The sequence below is a fragment of the Dermatobacter hominis genome, from assembly GCF_020715685.1.
GTDB lineage: Bacteria > Actinomycetota > Acidimicrobiia > Acidimicrobiales > Microtrichaceae > Dermatobacter > Dermatobacter hominis.
This window is the reverse complement of the sequence record NZ_CP085840.1, coordinates 133407-155150: the sequence shown is the minus strand read 5'-3', so window position 1 is coordinate 155150 and position 21744 is coordinate 133407. Positions and strand designations below refer to the sequence as shown.

General features: G+C 72.5%; 15 protein-coding genes and 2 pseudogenes. 7 read left to right on the top strand and 10 right to left on the bottom strand.

Annotation, left to right across the window (positions count from 1 at the left end):
• Positions 1–27 precede the first annotated feature (27 nt).
• A complete protein-coding gene (locus LH044_RS00750; protein WP_227757884.1) occupies positions 28–738 on the bottom strand; it encodes a J domain-containing protein in 711 nt (236 codons plus the stop codon).
• A gap of 77 nt (positions 739–815) precedes the next feature.
• Between LH044_RS00750 and LH044_RS00745 the strand changes: the two genes are divergently transcribed.
• Positions 816–2099: an MFS transporter gene (locus tag LH044_RS00745; RefSeq protein ID WP_227757883.1), complete on the top strand. Its 1284-nt coding sequence runs from the start codon at positions 816–818 to the stop codon at positions 2097–2099.
• Here the strand turns inward: LH044_RS00745 and LH044_RS00740 are convergent.
• On the bottom strand, positions 2035–3387 hold the full coding sequence (locus tag LH044_RS00740) for a UDP-N-acetylmuramoyl-tripeptide--D-alanyl-D-alanine ligase (protein WP_227757882.1): 1353 nt from the start codon (positions 3385–3387) through the stop codon (positions 2035–2037). The two genes, LH044_RS00745 and LH044_RS00740, sit on opposite strands and share 65 nt — an antisense overlap.
• 70 nt (positions 3388–3457) lie before the next feature.
• Between LH044_RS00740 and LH044_RS00735 the strand changes: the two genes are divergently transcribed.
• The 6 genes and pseudogenes from LH044_RS00735 (at position 3458) to LH044_RS00710 (ending at position 10783) form a co-directional block, all read left to right on the top strand.
• Complete coding sequence (locus LH044_RS00735; protein ID WP_227757881.1) at positions 3458–4549, top strand: D-alanine--D-alanine ligase family protein; 1092 nt, start codon at positions 3458–3460, stop codon at positions 4547–4549.
• Between the two features lie 78 nt (positions 4550–4627).
• Positions 4628–6811 (top strand): annotated as a pseudogene (locus LH044_RS21965) (HAD-IB family phosphatase); the annotation flags it as partial.
• Positions 6812–6938: 127 nt separating this feature from the next.
• Positions 6939–7409, top strand: a pseudogene (locus tag LH044_RS21960) (alcohol dehydrogenase catalytic domain-containing protein); the annotation flags it as partial.
• A 77-nt stretch (positions 7410–7486) separates the two neighbouring features.
• Entirely contained in the window at positions 7487–8197 is a 711-nt protein-coding gene (locus LH044_RS21955; protein WP_227760142.1) for a zinc-binding dehydrogenase, read from the top strand.
• Between the two features lie 91 nt (positions 8198–8288).
• The gene (larAH, locus tag LH044_RS00715; protein ID WP_374210658.1) at positions 8289–9860 is read left to right on the top strand and encodes an NPN-dependent hydroxyacid isomerase, LarAH14/15/16 family; all 1572 of its coding nucleotides are present in this window, start codon (positions 8289–8291) and stop codon (positions 9858–9860) included.
• Positions 9860–10783 (top strand): lysophospholipid acyltransferase family protein, encoded by a 924-nt coding sequence (locus tag LH044_RS00710; protein WP_227757879.1) that lies wholly within the window; start codon positions 9860–9862, stop codon positions 10781–10783. The genes larAH and LH044_RS00710 overlap by 1 nt, the downstream gene beginning before the upstream one ends.
• Here the strand turns inward: LH044_RS00710 and LH044_RS00705 are convergent.
• From LH044_RS00705 to LH044_RS00670, 8 genes are all read right to left on the bottom strand, one after another.
• A complete protein-coding gene (locus LH044_RS00705) occupies positions 10740–12257 on the bottom strand; it encodes a hypothetical protein (protein ID WP_227757878.1) in 1518 nt (505 codons plus the stop codon). The genes LH044_RS00710 and LH044_RS00705 overlap by 44 nt on opposite strands.
• The gene (locus LH044_RS00700; RefSeq protein WP_227757877.1) at positions 12254–13180 is read right to left on the bottom strand and encodes a type II secretion system F family protein; all 927 of its coding nucleotides are present in this window, start codon (positions 13178–13180) and stop codon (positions 12254–12256) included. Before LH044_RS00700 ends, LH044_RS00705 begins: the two co-directional genes overlap by 4 nt.
• 4 nt (positions 13181–13184) lie before the next feature.
• On the bottom strand, positions 13185–15146 hold the full coding sequence (locus tag LH044_RS00695) for a type II secretion system F family protein (protein WP_227757876.1): 1962 nt from the start codon (positions 15144–15146) through the stop codon (positions 13185–13187).
• Positions 15143–16636, bottom strand: a complete 1494-nt coding sequence (locus tag LH044_RS00690) for a TadA family conjugal transfer-associated ATPase (RefSeq protein WP_227757875.1) — start codon at positions 16634–16636, stop codon at positions 15143–15145. The genes LH044_RS00695 and LH044_RS00690 overlap by 4 nt, the downstream gene beginning before the upstream one ends.
• A 119-nt stretch (positions 16637–16755) precedes the next feature.
• Positions 16756–17982, bottom strand: coding sequence for a CpaE/TadZ family protein (locus LH044_RS00685; protein WP_227757874.1), 1227 nt, complete (start codon positions 17980–17982; stop codon positions 16756–16758).
• Positions 17979–18866 carry a Flp pilus assembly protein CpaB gene (gene cpaB / locus LH044_RS00680; RefSeq protein ID WP_227757873.1) on the bottom strand — a complete coding sequence of 296 codons (888 nt, stop codon included), beginning with the start codon at positions 18864–18866 and terminating at the stop codon, positions 17979–17981. Before cpaB ends, LH044_RS00685 begins: the two co-directional genes overlap by 4 nt.
• Before the next feature lie 264 nt (positions 18867–19130).
• Complete coding sequence (gene rpsA, locus LH044_RS00675) at positions 19131–20408, bottom strand: 30S ribosomal protein S1 (RefSeq protein ID WP_374210657.1); 1278 nt, start codon at positions 20406–20408, stop codon at positions 19131–19133.
• 255 nt (positions 20409–20663) lie between these two features.
• Complete coding sequence (locus LH044_RS00670; protein WP_227757871.1) at positions 20664–21641, bottom strand: type IV toxin-antitoxin system AbiEi family antitoxin domain-containing protein; 978 nt, start codon at positions 21639–21641, stop codon at positions 20664–20666.
• Positions 21642–21744 lie beyond the last annotated feature (103 nt).

Sequence of the window (21744 nt, the reverse complement as noted above, 5' to 3'; positions counted from 1 at the left end):
CGAGCCATCTACTCCTCGTCGAGCGGTCTACTCCTCGTCGAGGCAAACCGACCTGGAGCCGACGACCGCGTATCCGAGCCCTTCGTCCATGCAGGCGCGGACGTCGGGCTCCTCGCGCACGATCCGGGCGTCGAAGCCACCCTCGCACGACACCGTGTACGCCATGTTGTTCGGCATGAGCTTCACGCAGTTCGACTCGGCGACGACGGCCGGCGGCGCCGAGGTGGCGGTCGGATCGGTCGCGCCGCGACCGGCGTAGGCAGAGGCCACGAAGATCACGAGGCCCACGATCACCATGATCACGATCGGCCCCCGCCGGAGCAGCCAGAACTGCGCGCCCGAGAGCTCGGGCTCGTCGGGGTCGAGCTGCGACGACCGGGCCCGGGCCAGCGCCGCATCGGGGTCGTCGCTGTCCCACCACTCGCCCGAGGGGGCCGGCGATGCGGCGGTCGTCGTCGCCGTGCTGGTCGAGCCCGCCGACGACGTGGCCGAGGACGTGCGGGCCAGGGAACGGTCGTAGTCGGCCCGCTTGAGCGGGTCCGACAGCGTCGTCCAGGCCGCGTTGACCTCCCGCATCCGACGCTCGGCGAGGCGCTGCTCGGCCGGCGTGGTCCCGGCCTGGCGGTCGGGGTGCAGTCGGTACGCCAAGGCCCGGTAGGCGCGGCGGATCTCCGGGGTCGGCGCCGAGGGACGCACCCCCAGGACTTGGTAATGGGTCCGATCCACCACGCCCCACATTGCTACCCCGCTGGCCGCCGGTGGCCCCGCCGCATACTCCGTTCCACCTCTGCCGCGCCCGTCGCTATCCTGATCACGTGTCGATAGTTCGGGAGGCGAAGGATTCGGGCGGAGGGCCCTCGAAGCAGCCGGGAACCCTCGCGGCCGCGTTCGCCCAGCCCGCCTTCCGGCGCATCTGGTCGGGCAACCTCGCGTCCAACATCGGCACGTGGATGCAGAACATCACCCTCGGCGTGCTGGCCTACCAGCTCACCGGCGAGGCGTGGTTCATCGGCGTCATCACGTTCGCCCAGCTCGGCCCGATGCTCCTGGTGTCGCCCATCGGCGGCGCCGTCGCCGACCGGGTGGACCGCCGCCGGCTGATGATCGGCATCGCCCTGATGCAGACGGTGCTGTCCATGGTCCTGGCCGTGGTCGCCCTGGCCGACCAGCCCAACCGCGTCGCCCTGGTGCTGATCGTGTTCTGCATCGGGCTCGGCAACGCGGTCAACGGGCCCACCTTCTCGGCCATGCTGCCGACCCTCGTCGGCCGCAAGGACCTGCAGGGCGCCGTCGCCCTCAACTCGGCCGCCATGAACACCAGCCGCGTCGTCGGTCCCATCCTCGGCGGCCTCACCGCCGAGCTCGGCGGCCCGTCGCTCGTGTTCGCCATCAACGGCCTGACGTACCTGTTCGTGATCTGGGCGGTCGCGACGGTCCACGCCGACTTCTCGCCCAAGGGCCACGGCGGGGCGACGCCGTGGCAGCAGCTGCGCGAGGGGTTCGACGCCGCCCGGGCCGACGGCGTCGTCACCCGCATCCTGGTGACGATCTCCGTCTTCTCGCTGTGCTCGCTCGTGTTCATCTACCAGATGCCCCTCATCGCCGAGCAGCGGCTGGGCATCGAGGGCATCGCCTACACGCTGCTGTTCGCCTCGTTCGCCCTCGGCGCGGCGCTGGGGGCCATCTCGATGGGCACCGTCTTCTCCGAGCTGCCCCGCTCCCGCATGTCGACCGGCAGCATCTACGTGTTCGCCGCTGCGCTGGCCGTGTTCGGGATCACGACCTCGCCGTGGGTCGCCTACCCCGCCGTGTTCGTCACCGGCGGGGCCTACTTCATCCTCGTCACGGCCCTGTCGACCACGCTGCAGCTGCGCGTGCCCGACGCCGTCCGGGGCCGTGTCATGGGCCTCTGGATGATGGGCTGGGCCGGGCTGGTGCCCGTCGGCGGGCTCATCGCCGGGCCGATCATCGACGCCATCGGCGAGGTCCCGGTCCTGCTGTTCGGCGCTGCGGTCGCCGCGGCGCTCGGCTTCCTCATCGACCTCGACGAGTCAACGCCGCCGCCGCCCGCTCCAGGCCTGCGACCCGACTCCCCTTGACCAGCACGGCGTCGTCGGGACCCAGCTCCCCGACGGCACCGGCCACGTCCTCGGCACCGGCGACCACGTCGGTCACCCCGTAGAGGTCGGTGCCCACGGCGAGCACCTCGATGCCGAGCTCTCCCGCCAGGGCGGCGATCCGCCGGTGCTCGTCGGGGCCCTCGGGACCGAGCTCGGCCATCACGCCGAGGACGGCCAGGCGCCGGCCGCCGGGCGCCACGGCCAGCGCCGCCAGGGCCTGGAGCGCAGCCGCCATCGAGGCGGGTCCGGCGTTGTAGGCGTCGTTCAGCACCGTCGGCCCGCCGGGCACCCGGACGAGCTCCATCCGCCACGGCGAGGCGGGCGGTTCGGCCAGCCCGGCCACCACGCCGTCGACCGCAACGCCGAGCCACAGGCCGGCCGCAGCCGCGGCGAGGGCGTTGGTCACGTTGTGGGCGCCCCGCACGGCGAGCTGCACCGGCGCGTCGCCCCACGGCGAACGCAGCGTGAAGCGGGCGCGCAGCTCGTCGTCGACCGACACGTCGGTCGCGTGCACCTCGCCCCCGTCGCCGAAGGTCACCACCGACGCCACCGTGTGGGCCGCCATCGCCGACACGTTCGGGTCGCCGGCGTTGAGGACCGCCGCGCCCTCGGCCGGCAGGTGCTCCACCAGCTCGCGCTTGGCCACGGCGATCTGCTCGATCGACCCCATGACCTCGGTGTGGACGCCCTCGACGACGGTGACGACGCCGACGGTCGGGCGGGCCAGCTCGCACAGCAACCGGATGTGGCCGACGCCCCGGGCCCCCATCTCGATGACCGCGGCCTCGGTGCCGGCCGGCGCGTTGGCCAGCGTCAGCGGCACGCCGAGCTCGTTGTTGAACGACTTCTCCGACGCGACGGTGGCGAAGGCCCTCCCGGCGACGTTGGCCAGCAGGTCCTTCGTCGTCGTCTTGCCGACCGAACCGGTGACCCCCACGACCCGGTCGGGCAACCGGTCGCGCGCCACCTGCGCCAGCTCGGCGAGCGCGTCGGTCACGGACGGCACCTCGAGCGACGGTCCGTCCCAGGCGGCGTCGACCCGCTCCACCAGGGCCAGCGCCGCACCGGCGTCGAAGGCGGCGGGCACGAAGTCGTGGCCGTCGCGCTCGGCGACGAGGGCCGCGAACACCTGACCGGGCCGTACCAGGCGCGAGTCGATCGCCAGCCCGTCGACCGCCAGCCCGTCGAGTACCAGCCCCTCGGCGCGAGCCGGCGCGTGCAGCGTGCCGCCCAGACGGCGGGCCAGATCGGCGGCGTCGATCTCCACAGCGGCGGATGCTAGGGGGCGGTTCCACCCCGCCCGTGGACGTGGTCGGCCCGTGCCAGACTCGGCTCCCGTGACGTCTCCTCCCGAACGGATCCGCCTGGTCGTGCTGTTCGGCGGCCGGTCCGCCGAGCACGACGTCAGCCGGGCGTCGGCCAGCCACGTGCTCTCCGCGATCGACCCCGATCGCTACGAGGTCGTCCCGGTGGGCATCACGCGCGACGGCCGCTGGCAGCTGGCCGAGGCGGCGGCGGAGCTGCTCGGCGCCCGCCGGGCGCTGCCGGCGTCGGTCGACGTCGAGGGACCGCAGACCGATCCGCTCGCCCTCGCCGGCGACCTGCCCACGGTCGTGATCCCCGTGCTCCACGGCCCCAACGGCGAGGACGGCACGGTGCAGGGGATGCTCGAGCTCGCGGGCGTGGCCTACGTGGGTGCCGGGGTGCTCGGGTCGTCGGTCGCGATGGACAAGGCGATGGCCAAGACGGTGCTCGACGCCCACGGGATCCCGCAGCCCCGGTGGCGTCAGCTGCTCACCTCGGACCTCTCGCGACCCGGCCTCGCCGAGGAGCTGCTCGAGGACCTCGGGCCGGTGGTGTTCGTGAAGCCGGCCAACATGGGGTCCTCGATCGGCGTCTCCCGCGCCACCGACGTCGACGGGGTCCTCGCCGGGCTCGAGGAGGCGGCCCGCTACGACGAGCGGCTCGTGGTCGAGCAGGGCGTCGGGACCCCCGACGAGCCCGTCCGGGAGCTCGAGTGCGGCGTGCTCGGCAACCTGTCGCCCCAGGCCTCGGTCGTCGGCGAGGTCATCCCCGCCGCCGAGTTCTACGACTACGACGACAAGTACCACGACGGCGCCGCCCGGACCGTCATCCCGGCCGAGCTCGACGACGAGGTGTCCGAGCACGTCCGCAGCCTGGCCATCCGCACGTTCCGGGCGCTGCGCGCCGAGGGCATGGCCAGGGTCGACGTGTTCCTTGCGCCGACCCCGGGCCCGTCGGTCGACCGCGTCCTGGTCAACGAGATCAACACGCTCCCCGGCTTCACGCCGATCTCGATGTTCCCGAAGCTGTGGCACGCGTCCGGCATCGACTACCCGCACCTGATCGACGAGCTCGTCCGCCTGGCCCTGGAGCGCCACCAGCGCCGCAGCCGGTTCCAGGCCTGAGGCGGGCCGCCGCACCATGCCCGAGCTGAACCGCGCTCAGGTCTGCCCCGCACCCAGGATCTGATAGGGACTACCCCCGTGATCACCGACGGTCTGGCCGGCAAGCGCGTGTTCGTGACCGGCGCCACCGGCTTCGTCGGCACGGCGCTGGTCGAGCGGCTGCTGCGCTGCGTGCCCGACGTGACCATCACGCTGCTGATCCGCGACGGCCGCCGGTCGAGCGCCCAGCGCCGCCTCGAGCGCGAGGTCCTGCGCAACGACTGCTTCGACCGGCTCCGGGAGGAGCTCGGCGAGGACGGCTTCGTCGAGGCCGCGGCCCGGGTCACCGCGGTCAGCGGTGACGTCGGCTCCGACGGGCTCGGCCTCGACGACAACGGCCGGGCCGCGCTGGCGGCCGCCGACGTCGTCATCCACTCCGCGGCCACCGTCGCGTTCGACTCGCCGCTCGACCGGGCGGTCGAGATCAACCTGATGGGCCCGGTGCGCATCGCCGAGACGCTCCAGGAGCTCGGCGCCTCGCCCCACCTCGTCGCCGTCAGCACCTGCTACGTCGCGGGCAACCGCCGCGGTGCGGCGCCCGAGGAGCCCGTCACGTCGAACCCGTTCTTCGCCGACCTCGACTGGCGCGCCGAGGTGCACGCCGCCCGGCGCACCCGGGCCGACGTCGACGCCGAGAGCCGGACGCCCGAGCGTCTCGAGCGGTTCCGGGCCGACGCCCGCTCCGAGCTCGGCCCGGCCGGTGGCCCGCTGCTGGCCGAGCGCACCGAGAGCCTTCGGCGCGACTGGGTCCACGACCGCATGGTCACGTTCGGCCGGGCCCGGGCCGCGTCGGTGGGCTGGCCCGACGCGTATGCGTTCACGAAGGCGCTGGGCGAGGTGGCGCTGGGGCAGACGATCGCGGCCGGCGACGTCCCGATCAGCTGCACGATCGTGCGACCGTCGATCATCGAGTCCGCGATCGCCGAGCCCCGACCCGGCTGGATCCGCGGGTTCCGCATGGCCGAACCGATCATCCTCAGCTACGCCCGGGGCCTGCTGAAGGAGTTCCCCGGCGTGCCCGAGGGCGTGGTCGACGTGATCCCGGTCGACCTGGTGGTCGCGGCGATCATCGCCGCCGCGGCGTCCGGCGACGCCGGCATCGTGCAGGTCGCGACCGGCGACGCCAACCCGCTGAAGTACCAGCAGCTCGTCGACCGGGTGCGGGAGTGGTTCACCGAGCGGCCGCTGTACGACCGCAACGGGCAGCCGATCGTCGTGCCCGACTGGTCGTTCCCGGGCCGGGGCCGGGTCGAGGGCCAGCTGCGCCGGGCCACCTCGCTGCTGGAGCGGACCGAGAAGGTCGTCGCCTCGCTCCCCCTCCGGGGCAAGGCAGCGCAGTGGGGCGCCAGCGTCGAGGAGAAGCGCGAGCAGGCGCGCCGGGCGCTCTCCTACGTCGAGCTGTACGGCGCCTACACCGAGTGCGAGGCGGTCTACGGGGTCGAGCACCTGCTCGCCCTCGACGACCGCCTCTCGGACGAGGACCACGAGCGCTTCACGCTCGACCCGCGCGCCATCGACTGGGACCGCTACATCACCGAGGTGCACCTGCCGTCGGTGGTGGCGCACGGCCGGGCCCGCTCGTCGCCCACCAAGCGGTCCGGCACGGCGCGGACCGACCGCCTGCGCGCCCAGGTGCTGGCCCCCGAGCGCCAGCTCGCGGCGTTCGACCTCGAGAACACGATCATCGCCTCGAACGTGGTGGCGACCTACTCGTGGCTCGCCACCCGGCGCCTCGGCACCGCGGAGCGCGTGCGGTTCGTCGGCCGCACGCTCATGGAGGCCCCCAGCCTCCTGGCCCAGGATCGCAAGGACCGCTCGGACTTCCTGCGGTCGTTCTACCGACGCTACGAGGGCGCGCCGCTCGACGAGCTCCGCGAGGACGCGCTCGAGCACTTCAGCGACCTGCTCCTCACGCGCTCGTTCCCCGACGCCGTCCGCCGCGTCCGCCGCCACCGGGAGCTCGGCCACACGACCGTCCTGATCACCGGTGCGCTCGACGTGGTGATCGAGCCGCTCAGGCCGCTGTTCGACCACGTCGTGTGCGCCCGGCTCGGCACGCGCGTCGACGAGGACGGCGTCGAGGTGCTGACCGGCCACCTGGAGGAGGTGCCGCCGACGGCCGAGGCCCGCGCCCGCATCCTCACCGACCTCTGCGCCGAGCTCGGCCACGACCCCCGACAGGCGGTGGCGTACGCGGACTCGTCGTCGGACCTGCCGATGCTCGAGGCGGTCGGCTTCCCCGTGGCGGTGAACCCGAGCCCCGGCTGGCGTCGATCGCCCGCAAGCGGGGCTGGCTCGTCGAGGACTTCGGCTCCGAGTTCCCGCACAAGGTCCTGCCGCTCGCGCCCTCGTGGCGGGAGCGACGGACCGGGAGCGGTCCCGTCAGGGTGGAGCTGTGAGGGCCCTGCGCTTCGAGCGCGACGTCGTCCGCTTCGGCGTCGCCCGAGTGGCCTCGGGCCTGCGGCCCGGCTCGGGCTCGCGCTACGGGCCGCTCGAGCTCGTCGACGACGACGCCCCCGACCTGCCCGGGCCCGAGTGGGTCCGGTTGCGGCCCCGCCTCGCCGGGATCTGCGGGTCGGACCTGGCGACCGTCGACGGCCGGTCGTCGCGGTGGTTCGAGCCGATCGTGTCGTTCCCGTTCGTGCCCGGCCACGAGGTCGTCGCCGACGTCCTCCCCGACGGCGGGCGCGTCGTCGTGGAGCCGGTGCTCGGGTGCGTCACCCGGGGCATCAGCCCGACGTGCCGGGCCTGCGCCGAGGGCAGGCTCGGGAACTGCGAGCTGCTCGACCACGGGTGCCTCGACGCGGGGCTGCAGACCGGGTACTGCTGCGACACCGGCGGGGGCTGGTCCACCGAGATGGTGGCCCACCGAGCCAGCTGCACGACGTCCCGGCGGAGATGTCCGACGAGGCCGCCGTCCTCGTCGAGCCGACCGCCTGCGCGGTGCACGGCGCGCTGCGGGCCCGGGTTCGACCGGGCGACACCGTCGCCCTCATCGGCGCCGGCACGCTCGGCCTCCTCACGCTGGCGGCGCTGCAGGCGCTCACGCCCGTCGACCCGGCCCAGGGCGGCGCGGCGATCATCGGCGCCAAGCACCCGCACCAGCGCGAGCTCGCCCGCGAGCTCGGCGCCACCGTGGTGTGCGAGCCCGGGGAGCTGGCGCGGGCGGTGCGCCGCGCCACCGGCACGCAGGTCCTCGGCGGCGCGCCTGGAGGGGGGCCGCGCGGCACCGGGCGCCTCACCGGCGGCGCCGACGTCACGATCGACTGCGTCGGCTCGGCCGAGAGCCTCGCCACCGCGCTGGCCGTCACCCGACCGACCGGCCGCGTCGTCATGGTCGGCATGCCCGGCGTCGTGAAGGCCGACCTCACGCCGCTGTGGCAGCGCGAGATCGAGCTCGTCGGCGCGTACGCCTACGGCACCGAGCAGCTGCCCGGCGGCGGCACCGCCCGCACCTTCGACCTGGCGATGGCCCTCGTCCGGGACCTGGACCTCGGCCGCCTCGTGACCGCCACGTACCCGCTGCAGCGGGCCGACGACGCCATCGCCCACGCCGCCTCGGCCGGCAGCCGCGGCGCCGTCAAGATCGCCTTCGACCTGAGGACCTGACCCCGTGCCCGTCCAACGACCGACCTCTGCACGCACGACCCGGGCCCACGCCCTGCGCGACCGCTCCAAGCCCGCGCCCCGGCCGGGGCTCGTGCTCGACGTCGACCGCTCGACGCCGCCCGTGCTGTTCCACCACGGAGAGCAGCTGCGACTGGAGAAGCTGCCGGCCGACCGGAGCCGGATCATCTACCCGCCCGAGCCGCTACCGGGCCTGGCGCGCCCCGACGAGGCGATCCGCCACGCGCTCGAGGAGCCGATCGACTCCGAGCCGCTCTCCGCGCTGCTGTTCCCCGACATGAAGCTGACGATCGCGTTCGACGACATCTCGCTGCCGCTGCCGCAGATGCGCCGACCCGACATCCGCCAGCGCGTGATCGAGGCCGTGCTCGACCTGGCTGCCGAGGCCGGCGTCACCGACGTCCACCTGATCGCCGCGCTCGCGCTGCACCGGCGCATGACCGAGGCCGAGCTGCGCCACGCCGTCGGCGACCGGGTCTACGACGCGTTCGCACCGCGGGGACAGCTCTACAACCACGACGCCGAGGACCCGGACGGCATGACGCTGATCGGCACGACCCGCCACGGCGAGGAGGTGCAGATCTCCACGCGGGCGGCCGAGTCGGACCTGATCGTCTACGTCAACATCAACCTGGTCGCGATGGACGGCGGCTGGAAGTCCACCGCCACCGGCCTCTCCGGCTACCAGGCGCTCCGCCACCACCACAACGTCCACACCATGCGCCGGTCGCGCAGCTTCATGGACCAGGAGAACTCCGAGCTCCACACCCGCAACTGGCGCCAGGGCGAGGTCCTGCGGGACGCGGGCATCAAGGTCTTCCAGATCGAGACGACGGTCAACAACGACCTCTACGGCGACGGACCGATGCAGGTCCTCGCCAAGCGGGAGTGGGAGTGGAACGCCCGTGACCGGGCGACGTTCATGGCGGCCAAGGTCGGCCTCGACCGCCTCTCCCCCGCCAACCGCCGCAAGATCCTCCACGGCTGGCGCGCCCCCTACGCCATGACGTCGGTGCAGGCCGGCGAGGTCGAGGCGGTCCACAAGGTCACGACCCAGCACGTGTACGACCAGCAGCTCGTGCCGGTGCAGGGCCAGACCGACATCCTCGCCCTGGGGCTCCCGTACATCTGCCCGTACAACGTGAACTCGATCATGAACCCGATCCTCGTGATGTGCCTCGGGCTCGGCTACTTCTTCAACCTCTACAAGGGCCGGCCGCTCGTCCGCGAGGGCGGCGTGCTCATCATGAGCCACCCGACGACGCCCGAGTTCCACCCGGTGCACCACCCGAGCTACATCGACTTCTTCGAGGAGGTGCTCGCCGAGACGACGGACCCCGAGGTGATGGAGGCGCAGTTCGAGGAGCGCTTCGCCACCGACGACTGGTACCGCCACCTCTACCGGACGAGCAACGCCTACCACGGCGTCCACCCCTTCTACATGTGGTACTGGGGCAGCCACGCCCTCGAGCACCTCGGCGGCGTGATCGTCGTCGGCGGCGACCCCGCCACCGTGCGGCGGCTCGGGTTCCGCCCCGCGTCCACGATGGCCGACGCGCTCGAGATGGCCTCCGACGTCGTCGGGCGCCAGCCCACGATCACCTACTTCAAGAACCCGCCGATCTCCATGGCGGACGTGACCTGATGGCGGTCCGCCTCGACCCGACCGCGCTCGCCAGGCGGCTGGGCTTCCCGTTCACCGCGGCGCCGACGCCGCCCGGGGTCGAGCCGCCGGTCGAGCCCGACGAGCTCGGCGACCGCTACGACACCGACTGGGCCCGCCGACCCGTGGCCCGAGCGACACGGCGAGCCTCGCTCGCCACGGTCGGGCGCATCGGCACCGCCGTGCTGGCCCGTCCGACGGTCCGCAACCTCGACCGGCTCGAGGACCTCGACGGCAACGCCATCTTCGTCGCCAACCACCACAGCCACCTCGACACGCCGGTGCTGCTCACCCACCTCCCGCGGCCCTGGCGCGACGAGATGGTGGTGGCGGCGGCCGCCGACCACTTCTTCGACACGAAGCCGAAGGCCGCGCTGATCTCGTGGGCCTATGGCGCCATCCCGATGGAGCGCAAGAAGGTCAGCCGGCGCTCCGCCGAGACCTCGGCCCGCCTGATCGACGACGGCTGGTCGCTGCTGATCTTCCCCGAGGGCGGCCGCAGCCCCGACGGCTGGGGCCAGCCCCACAAGGGCGGTGCCGCCTACCTGGCGGTTCGCTGCGGCGTGCCGGTCGTCCCCGTGCACCTCGACGGCACCGGCCGGATCCTGCCGAAGGGCTCCAGCGCGCCGCGCCCGGGGGCCGTCGACGTCAACATCGGCACGCCCCTCCGGGCCCGCGAGGACGAGGACGCCCGGCGCTTCGCCGCCCGCCTGGAGAAGGCGGTCGCCGAGCTGGCCGACGAGACCGAGACCGACTGGTGGTCCGCCCGGCTGCGCGCCCACGGGGGCGGCACGCCGGGGCTCCAGGGCCCCGAAGACAGCTGGATCCGCGACTGGCGCTCCCCCGACCGGGTGCCGCGCGTCAGCGACAGCGATCGGCGATGGAGCTCCGGCAGAAGACCGTGAAGTCGCCGAACTCGCCGGCGTCGTACCAGTCGGGCGCGTCGAGCTCGTCGGTCAGCGGCTCCTCGGTGCTCCACAGCACCACGTCCGCGTCCGAGCGCTCCAGCGCGCCCTGCCAGCCGTCGGACAGGTCGAGCAGCGCCGAGTAGTCGATCAGCGCGTCGGCGCCGGCGCGGTCGTCGACGAACGTGTTGGCCCGGTCCTCGTAGCGCCAGTCCAGGTAGTTGCCGACGTAGTCGTGGGACACGACCTTCACGTCGCTCTGCCCGGCCAGGCCGTGCTCCTCGAGCCAGTCCACCGCCGTCACCGGGTAGCGGCTCAGGTCGTAGGCCGGGGTGGCCACGATCCACAGCAGCGCGACGAACGCCATCGTCGAGCCGATCGCCACGAACGCCTGCTGGATCCGTCGGCTGGGCATGCCGAGGCCCTCGAGCCCACCGATCCCCGAGGCCACCCAGGGCACGAGCGTGATCGCAGCGAGCGGCAGCAGCCGACCGGCCGACAGGCCCATCGCCACCAGGCCGACCGAGCCCACGAGCACGCCCCACCGGCGCGCCCCTCCGGGACGCGCGACCAGGGCGCCGTAGACGGCGACGAGCCCCACGGCGATCAGCAGCCACGTGAGCGGGTGGTCGAAGCCGGCGGGCTGCCACTCGACGTAGGACGACAGGGCCTCGCGGGACCGCTCGTCGCCGAACTGGCTGAGCGGGAGGAGGACCGTCTGGAACGGCTCGGGCTGCGCGAGCCCGCCGAGCACGACGCCGGCGAGCGCCCACGCGACGCACAGCACCTCGCGGAGCTCGACGCGGCGGTCGTCGATCGCCTGCGCGACGAGCACCAGACCGAGCACGGCCAGCCCGTAGAACCAGGTGCCGTGCACGTTGACCCAGAGGCCGAAGACGGGCACCAGCCACCAGGCGGCGCGCCGCTCCTTGACCACCAGGACGGTCAGCGCCAGCAGCATGTAGCCGGGCAGCTGCGGCCGGGCGTTCACGAACGGCATCAGCGTGATGACGACGCACACCGCCGGCAGCACGATCGACAGCAGCGTCCGGTCCGGCGCGGTCCCGTCGACGGGGTCGCCGTCGGGCCGGGTGAGTCGCACGACCAGCAGGCCGAGCGCCCCGGCCATCGCCGCGGTGAGGATCCGGATGCCGGTTCCGCCGCCAGCGAGGTCGACGACGCCGAGGATCGACGACCAGAACCAGCTCGGGACCGGGAAGTCGGTCGACGAGTAGAGGAACGGGTTCGTCGCCGGGATGCCGTCGGACAGCATCAGCCGGCCGGTGGCCAGGTGCGTCAGGAAGCTGTTGTCGGCCAGCGGCCGGGCGGCGATGAACGCCAGGAAGCCGGCGACGAGGACGCCAATGCCGGCGTCGGGCCAGCGGCGCGACCGCGCCGTCGGCTCGGTCGGGGGCGGCGGCTCGACCGGCCGCGGGTCGATCCCTCCGGGACCGACCCGGTCGATCGTCCTCACAGGCTCTCGCGGATGTTCATGATGGCCGGGCCGATCACGACGACGAACAGGGCCGGGAAGATGCAGAACACCATCGGGATCAGCATCTTCACCGGGGCCTTCTGGGCCCGCTCCTGGGCGAGCTGGCGGCGCTTGATGCGCATCTCGTCGGCCTGGGCCCGCAGCACGCGGCCGATCGACACGCCGAACTGGTCGGCCTGGATGATCGCCATCACGAACGACCGGAGCTCCGGCACGTTGCAGCGGTCGTCCATCGCCCGCATGGCGTCCGAGCGGGAGGCGCCGGCGCGGGTCTCGCCGAGCATGCGGGAGAACTCGTCCGACAGCGGACCCGGCACCGAGTTCACCACCCGGTCGATCGCCTGCTCGAAGCCGAGGCCGGCCTCGACCGAGATGACGAGGAGGTCCATGACGTCGGGCAGCGTGATCTGGATCTCGTGCTGGCGGGCCTCCACCTTCCGGTTGAGCCACATGTCCGGGTACAGGACGAGCACGAGCATGATGATCCCGGGCACGGCCAGGCGCATGTTGCCGCTCAGCCCCAGCAGGTTGATGACGAAGAGCAGCAGGAAGACCAGCGCGGCGATGCCGATGCCGATGACGCGGACGCCGAGGAAGCGGTCGACCGCCGACTGGTCGGGCATGCCGGCGTAGACGAGCTTCTGCTTGACCTTCTCGACGTAGCCCACCGGGGTGAACCGCTTGCCCAGGTCGGTGACGCCGTCGACCAGCGGCCCGAGGGCACGGTCCTTGAGCGGCGCCAGCATCTCCTGGTCGCGCTGGTTCTCGACCTCGTAGCCGTCGAGCTGACGCAGCGACTCGCGCACGACCTGGCGCTCGTCGAGCTGGCTGAGCACCGCCCACACCGCCGCGCCGATGGCGGCGGCGAGGAGCAGCACGGAGAGCAGGAGGATCGGGGACATCAGGTCACACCTCGATCGTGATGATCTTCTTCATCCAGGCGAACCCGATGAGCATCGAGACGAGGCCCAGGCCCAACAGGATGTAGCCCAGACCCGGGGTCAGGAGCTTGGACATGTACTCGCCGTTGATCGCCCACATGACCGCGCCCAGGCCGGGCGGGAGCAGGCCGAGCACGATGGCGCTCATGCGGCCCTCTGCGGTGAGCGTGGCGACGTCGCGGCGCAGGCGCTCGCGCTGGGTCATCGTGTCGGCCACGGTGACCAGGAGCTCGGCCAGGTTGCCGCCGACCTCCCGCTGGATCCGGATGGCCATCACGGCCCAGCTGAAGTCGTCGCTCTTCATGCGCTCGGCGACCGCTTCGAGCGACTCGTCGAGGGGACGACCCAGCCGCGTCTCGGTCACGACCCGTCGGAGCTCACGGCCCATCGGGTCGTCGATCTCGGTCGAGACGGCCTCGAAGCCCTGGCCGATCGAGTAGCCGGCGCGCAGCGTGCCGGCCAGGAGCGTGAGCGTGTCGGGCAGCTGCTGCTCGAACGCCTTGCAGCGGCGCCGCACCGCGAAGCTGAGGGCGCCCTGCGGCACCAGGATCCCGAGGCCGGCGACGATCAGCGTCAACAGGATGTTGCGGGTCAGGGCGAAGACGAGCAGCGTCACCAGGACCACGCCGGCGGCGAGGAAGAAGAGCGCCTCGGCGCCGCGGAGCGGCAGGCCGGCGCGCTCGAGGTCGCCCTCGAGCTTCTGCAGGACGCCGCGGCGGTCGGCGACGTCGCCGGTGAACTCGACGGCCCGCTGGATGATCGGCACCGTGGTGTGCGAGCCGTCAGGGATCTCCTCCTCGCCGGCCTCGTCGCCGTACGGGTCCTCGTACACCTTGAGCCGGCGGCTCAGGTTGTCGGACCCCGGCAGGACCATGTTCATCAGGGTCCAGAGGAACAGCGCGATCGCCGCGAAGCCGACGAGCACGACGAAGATCAGGCCCAGGGGGTTGCCGAGGATCCGCTCGACGATCGACTCGCTCTCCACCACCGGCGGGGCGAGGTTGACGGAGCCCGTCTTGGTCGTGCCGGGCACGTAGGCCACCGTCGAGGTCAGCTTGCCGGCCGAGACCGTCAGCTGGGTGCTGCCCGACGCACCGGCCGGGCTGTCGAACTGGAGCAGGTACCGACCGCCGAGCTGGACGGCCATGGAGTCGAAGGCACCGGCGAGGGCGTTCTCGTCCGCGGCCGGGACGACCGAGCCGCCGAGGCCGCCGACCATGTTGTCGATCGCCTCGACGTCGGCCCCCCGGGGCATGACGACGGCGTTGAGCTGGGCACCGGCCTGCGCCAGCGCACCCTGCGCGGTGGTGGCGGTCGCCGTCCCGCTGGTGGGCGCCGAGGCCGAGAAGAGGATGATGCTGCGCTGGGCGATGCCGCCCTCGCTGAGCAGGTCCGCGCCGCGGACGAGGCCGTCCCACGTGACCGAGGCGCCGACGGGCTCGACCTCGTCGAGAGCGTCCTGGAACGCCTGGGCGGAGGTCGTGCCGCCGATCTCCACCGCGGCGCCGCCGCCGGTGGTCACGAGGCCGAGCGACCGGGTGATCCCGTTGCCCGGCAGCAGCGGCTCGAGCGCCTGCTTGGCGAGCTGCACGGTGGCGTTGCCGAGCGACGCCGAGTTGTCGAGCACCACCACGGCGTCGAGCGGCAGGTCCGGCCCCGCGGTGACCTTGCTGTCCACCTCGGTGCCCTTGACCGACGCCGCGAGGTCCGACGGATCGGACCCGACGAGGTTGCCCTGCACCTGGACCTGCGGTCCGCGGGCGTTGACGCTCTGGACGACGAGCGACGGGGCCGGGTCGTCGGCGGCGCCGGCGGGCGCGACGATGCCGATCGCGCCCAGGAGGCACGCGGCGGCCGCGAGCCCGACGGTGAGCGAGCGGGCTCTCCGAGAGTTGAGGGCCCTTCGACGGTTGGGTCGAGCGGTCACCGGCCGGTGACCGCCTTGCGACCACCGTCGCGGGAGAAGACCTCCGGGCCGAGCCGGATGCCCTGGTCGGCCAGCTTCTCGGCGAACTTCGGGCGCACGCCCGTCGCCTGCAGCTGGCCCCGGTAGCGGCCGGACTCGTCGACGCCGGCGCCGAAGTCGAAGAGGAACACGTCCTGGAGCGTGATCACGTCGCCCTCCATGCCCTGCACCTCGGTGATGTGGGTGACGCGGCGGGTGCCGTCCCGGAGGCGGGACAGCTGGACGATCACGTCGATGGCCGACGCCATCTGCTCGCGGATGGCCCGCACCGGCAGGTCGAAGCCGGCCATGAGGACCAGCGTCTCGAGACGGGCGAGCGTGTCACGAGGGCTGTTGGCGTGGACCGTGGTCAGCGAGCCGTCGTGGCCCGTGTTCATCGCCTGGAGCATGTCGAGCGCCTCGCCGGAACGGCACTCGCCGACGACGATGCGGTCGGGGCGCATGCGGAGGCAGTTCTTGACGAGGTCGCGGATCGTGACCTCGCCGCGGCCCTCGACGTTCGGCGGACGGGACTCCATGCAGAGCACGTGGTCCTGGTGGAGCTGGAGCTCCTTGGCGTCCTCGACGGTGATGATGCGCTCGTCCTCCGGGATGAACGACGAGAGCACGTTGAGCATCGTCGTCTTGCCGGTGCCGGTACCGCCGGCGACGATCACGTTGAGCTTGCCGACGATGCAGGCCTGCAGGAAGCGGGCGGCCTGGGCGTTGACCGAGCCGAAGCGGATCAGGTCGTCGATCTGCAGCGGGTCGGTCGAGAACTTCCGGATGGTGAGGAACGGGCCGCCGATCGACAGCGGCGAGATCACCGCGTTGACGCGGGAGCCGTCGGGCAGGCGGGCGTCCACCATCGGGGTCGACTCGTCGATGCGACGGCCGACCTCGGAGACGATCTTGTCGATCACCCGGCGGACGTGGTCGGAGTCGATGAAGCGGATCGTCTCGTCGCGCGTCAGCTTGCCGCTGCGCTCGACGAAGACCATGTCCGGGCCGTTGACCATGACCTCGGTGACGTCCTCGTCGCGGAGGAGCTTGTCGATCGGGCCGTAGCCGAGGATGTCGTCGCTGACGTCCTGGATCAGCTGCGCCTTGTCGGCGGCCGACAGCGGCACCCGCTCGGCGGCGATCGCGGAGTGCAGCTGCTCGTGCACCCGGCGGCGGAGGTCCTGCTCGGACAGCCGGCGGTCGAACAGGATCGGGCCGAGCTCGTCGATCAGCTGCTGGTGGACGCGGTGGCGCAGCTCGTTCAGGGCCGGGTCACGGCGGGGCACCTGCGGCGCCGGCTGGGCCGGGGGGCGCGGCTGGTTCGGACCGCCGGTGCCGCCGGCACCGCCCGCGCCACCGGTCCCGCCCGCGCCGCCGGGCCCGGGCTGGCCCTGGGCGGGCTGGCCGGGCTGCTTGGGCTGGTTCGGCTGACCGCCCTGCTGCTCGTTGATGCGCTGGTACAGGGACACCGTGGGACTCCCTCTGTGTCGTCGGCGGGTGCGGTGGCTTGGGTGGGGCGGGGGGTGGTGCGGGGTGAGGTGGGGCGGGGGGGTGGTGCGGGGTGAGGTGGTGCTGTGTGCCGGCGCCGTCAGCGGCGACGGCGGGCGGCGACGTCGGCGGGCACGAACTGGTCGGCGAGCTGCTGGATCGCCCGGCTGACGCCGGACTTCGGTGCGTGCATCACCACCGGTTCGCCCTTGTTCACCGCCTGCGGGACGCAGATGTCGCTGGGGATGAGGACGTCGGCCTTCACCTGGAGCGTGCGCTCGACCTCGCCGACGTCGAGCTTCACCTTGCTGTTCGCCCGGTTCAGGACGAGCAGGAGCTTCTCCATCGGCGTGTTGAGCAGGCGCAGGGTCTGGAGCCCGATCTTCACGTTCTTGATGTTCGGGATGTCCATGCCGGCGACGAGCAGCACCCGGTCCGAGGCCTCGACGAGGCCGAGGACCACGTCGTTGAAGTAGGCCGGCGTGTCGACGATGACGTAGGCGCAGAAGGACCGCAGCATCTCGACGATCGAGACCATCTCTGTCGCCCCGACCTGGTCGGCGAACGCCGGCTCCAGCGGGGCGGGCATCACACGGAGGCCCGACGGCTCGTGGGTGACGAGCAGGCTCTCGAGCAGCGGCGGGTCCATGCGGTCGAGCACGGACACGGCGTCGACGATCGTGTGGTGCGGCGTCAGCTTGAGCATCACCGCCACGTCACCGAACTGCAGGTCGGCGTCGACCAGGCAGACCGGCTGGTCCGAACGGCGGGCCAGCTCGACGGCGAGCGAGGTCGACAGCATCGACTTGCCGGCGCCGCCCTTGGTCGAGAACACGGTGATGACCTGGCCGTCGACCGACGGCAGCGGCTCGGCGTCCTCGGGGGTCGGGGTCGCCGGGACGGGCATCACCGCGCTGCGGGGCGCCTGGTCGAGCGAGATCGCGACCCGCTGCACGGCCTGCGCCAGCGCACCGGACTCGCCGGTGAGGGCGAGCACGTCGCGGACGCCGGCTCGCAGGGCCGTCTGGAGGAGCTGGGTGCTCAGCTCGTCGACCACCAGGATGGTGGCCATGAGCGGGTACTCCCGCTGGACGCGCTCGCTGACCGCGAGGGTCGCCTCGTCGCTGCAGGACGGGCCGAGCACGGCCACCACCGGCACGGCGCCGGTGAGGCGTGCGGCCAGCTCCTCGACGGTGCTGAAGGGGGTGACGCCGTCGCCCAGCAGCCCCATGATCCGCTCGCGGGTGGGGACGTGGGACTCGACGACGGCCACCGACACCCTGATGGTCGGTTGCGGCGCCTCGGAGGTCACGGCGAAGTCGGTCACTGTCCGCTCGCCGCCTGTGCCGGGTACGGCGAGGTGCCGAGCTCACCGGGCAGCGCCGGCAGCGAGTTGGTGAACGGGATCGGCACCGGCGTGTAGTCGGGCCGGTTGAGCGTCAGGTAGAGGCTCGCCGAGCGCAGCGACGCCAGCAGCTGGGCCTGGTCGGGCGGCAGCTGCACGGTGATGAGCGGCGAGGCGGCGGGAGGCGCCGTGGTGGCCGTGGCGGGGTCGGCGCCCTCGGCGGCCGGGGCCGCTGCGACCGGCTGGCCGAGCGACTGGCCGACGGCCAGGACCTTGACGCCCTGGAACAGGTAGCTCGAGGGCTCGCCGAGGGTGACCGCACCCGAGCCGGCCGCACCGTTGCGCTGCAGGGCGCAGGCGTCGCCGCCCTCGGTGCCACCGGACGCACCGCCGGTGGTGACGCTGCAGTAGTTGGCGAGGATGTTGATGTTGTCGCCGGGCTGGACCAGACCGGCCACGCCGGCGGCCTCGTCGACCGTGATCGTGATGGCCACGTTGCCCTTGTCCAGGTTGGCGGACTTGGAGCCGTTGAGCGCCGTCGCCGGGACGAACATCGAGGCCGTGATGACCTCGCCGCCGCCCAGGTCGACGGCGGCGACCTGGCCCTGGATGTCGGCGAAGCGACGGACGGGGCTCGCGGGGAGCTCGTCCTGGCGGCGCTTCTCCATCACCAGCTGCTGGCCTTCGATGGCGGCATCGCTGCTCGAACCCTTGGCGATCGGTCCGGCCGCGACGACGACCTCGACCATCTGTGCCGCCTCGTCCGAGCGGTTCTCGACCCCTCGCACGTAGCTCAGGGTCAGGAAGGCGGCCAGCGCCCCGATGACCACCGCTCCGATGAGGATCAACGTTCTGCGTGAACTCACTGGTCTCCGCTCCGTGCGCGTAGGGACAACGCTCGGACACGGCGGTCGGGGGTTCCTTCCCCGGGCCGAGACCCGGACTCCGCAGCACCCCCGGGCGCAGCATCCGCTGGTTCTTCACTCGGCCGAAAGCGGACGGGCCTGAATCTTTTGGACCATTTCGTTGGGTCCGGGGTCCCTCGGGGGTGCCGGACGGCCCGGCCCGGGACGCGGAACGGCCCCCTCTCGGGGGCCGTCCGTGATCGATCCTGCTGGTGCGGGCGGGGCTCAGCCCTCGGGGTCGCCGCCCTCGGCCACGGGGCCGTCCTCGGCGGCCGCGGCCTCGATCGCACCCTCGGCGTCGGACTCGGGGGTGCCGAAGCCCTGCTCGGCGTAGTACTGCTCCCACGCCTCCTGGCCCTCGGTGGTCTCGTCGCCCACCGGCGCACCGATGTAGTTGCCCTCGGCGTCGTAGTTCTGCTCGCCGAAGTGCTCCTGGTACTCGGCGGCGACGATGCCGCCCTCGGCGGCCTGCTTGATCGACAGGCTGATCCGGCGACGGTCGAGGTCGAGGTCGATGATCTTGACCCAGAGCTCCTCACCCGGCGTGACGACCTGCTCGGGCAGGTCCACGTGGTGCGCGGACATCTCGGAGATGTGCACCAGGCCCTCGATGCCGTCGCCCACCTGGATGAACGCACCGAAGGGCACCAGCTTGGTGACACGGCCGTAGACCAGCTCGCCGACCTGGTGGTTGGAGGCGAACTCCTGCCACGGGTCCTGCTGGGTGGCCTTGAGCGACAGGGAGATGCGCTCCCGGTCCAGGTCGACCTCGAGCACCTCGACCTCGACCTCGTCGCCGACGGCGACGACCGAGCCCGGGTGGTCGACGTGCTTCCAGGACAGCTCGGAGACGTGGATGAGGCCGTCCATGCCGCCCAGGTCGACGAAGGCGCCGAAGTTGACGACGCTCGACACGACGCCCTTGCGGCGCTCGCCCGGCTTGAGGTTGGCGAGGAAGTCCTCGCGCTGCTCCTTCTGCGTCTCCTCGAGCCACGCACGGCGGGACAGGACGACGTTGTTGCGGTTCTTGTCGAGCTCGATGATCTTGGCCTCGAGGCTGCGGCCGACGTAGGGCTGCAGGTCGCGGACCCGGCGGAGCTCGACGAGCGAGGCGGGGAGGAAGCCGCGGAGGCCGATGTCGAGGATCAGGCCGCCCTTGACGACCTCGATGACAGGGCCGGAGACGACGCCCTCCTCCTCCTTGATCTTCTCGATCGTGCCCCAGGCCCGCTCGTACTGGGCCCGCTTCTTGGACAGGATCAGGCGGCCCTCCTTGTCCTCCTTCTGGAGGACCAGGGCCTCGACCTCGTCGCCGATCGAGACGACCTCGTTGGGGTCGACCTCGTTGCGGATCGAGAGCTCCCGGTTGGGGATGACGCCCTCGGACTTGTAGCCGATGTCGAGGAGGACCTCGTCCCGGTCGACCTTCACCACCGTCCCGGTCACCAGCTGGCCGTCCTCGACGTCGACCATGGTCGCGGCCATGGCGTCGTCCAAGGACATGCCACCGAGGTCGTCCTCGATGATCTGGCGGGGTGTGTAGTCGGCGATGGTGGTGTCGGACACGTGAGACTGCTTCTGATCGGGGGCGCGACGCGCCCAGGGATGGAACGTGCCACCCTACCCGACCCACGCCCCCGGCCGAAAGGCCCCGCCTGGCTCCCCCACCCCGTTTCTGACGCCACCAGGTGGGCTGTGTGACGCAGGATCGACACGAGAACCTGGGTCGGCGCCGGCGTCGACGCCGGGTCGGCCGGTTCACCGCTCAGCCGTCTCCCGGAGGCGCTGCTCGTAGATCGCTCGGAGCCGGCGGGCCGAGCCCTCCGGGTCGCCCTGCAGGTGCTCCCAGAGGAACCGGGTCGTCTGGTAGCCGACGGTCTGGGCGTCGATCGTGCGGTCGTGGTCGATCGCGATCTGCTGGCGGCGGGTGTGCCAGCGACGTCCGTCCGCCTCGACGACCAGCCGGACATCGGGCCAGCACCGGTCGACGTAGCCGGCCCGGTCCCGGGCGCCGGGGAGCGGGTGCTCGTGGACCGGGGCCGGCAGGCCGGCGAGCTCGATCACGACGTCCAGGAGGCGTTCCAGCTCCGTCGTCGGCAGATCGGTCCCGGGTCCGACGTCGTCGAGCACCTGCTCCATCAGGAGCACGCCGTGCTTGCCGCTGCGACGGACACGGGCGAGCACGACGGCGAACGTCGCCGCCTCGAACCCGCGGTGGACGATCGCGGACTCGACGAGGCGGCGCAGGCGGGTCCTCGAGACCCTGGGGTCGCCGGCAAGGTCGAAGGCCGTGCGCGGGATCGACGTGACCGGGAGCCCGTCGATGGTGACGACGTCGTCGTCGACCATGTCGACCTGCCGGTGCCAGACCACGCCCTCCGGTGGGTGGCGGCGGCCGACGCGGACGTTGAGGTGCACCTCATCGAGCTCGAGCGCCTCCTCGAAGGCGTGGATCCGTCCCGCCGTGTGGCTCGCGATCGCGCATCCCGTCCCGGCGTGGAGGACCGAGGCCCAGAGCGTGCGGGGCCGGCTGTCGGGGACGCCGACGATCGTGAACACGCCGGTCGCCAGCCGCTCCCACTGCCCGTTGCCCAACCGCCGCCGGACCATGTCGGGCGTCATCCCGAGCGTCGTCACCTGGCGACGGGTGATCAGGCCGTGTTGCGTCGCCGCCAGGCGAGCGACGGCTGCGTCGGGTCGGAGGTCGGGTGATGTGCTCGGGTTCCGGTCCGCCACGTCGAGCACGGTGACGGACGGCGCCCGGCCCTGTCAGCGGGGACCGGTCCCCGTTGCTCCACCGGCTCGTCGCGTGGCAGCGCCCGCCCGGGCGGTCCTTCTC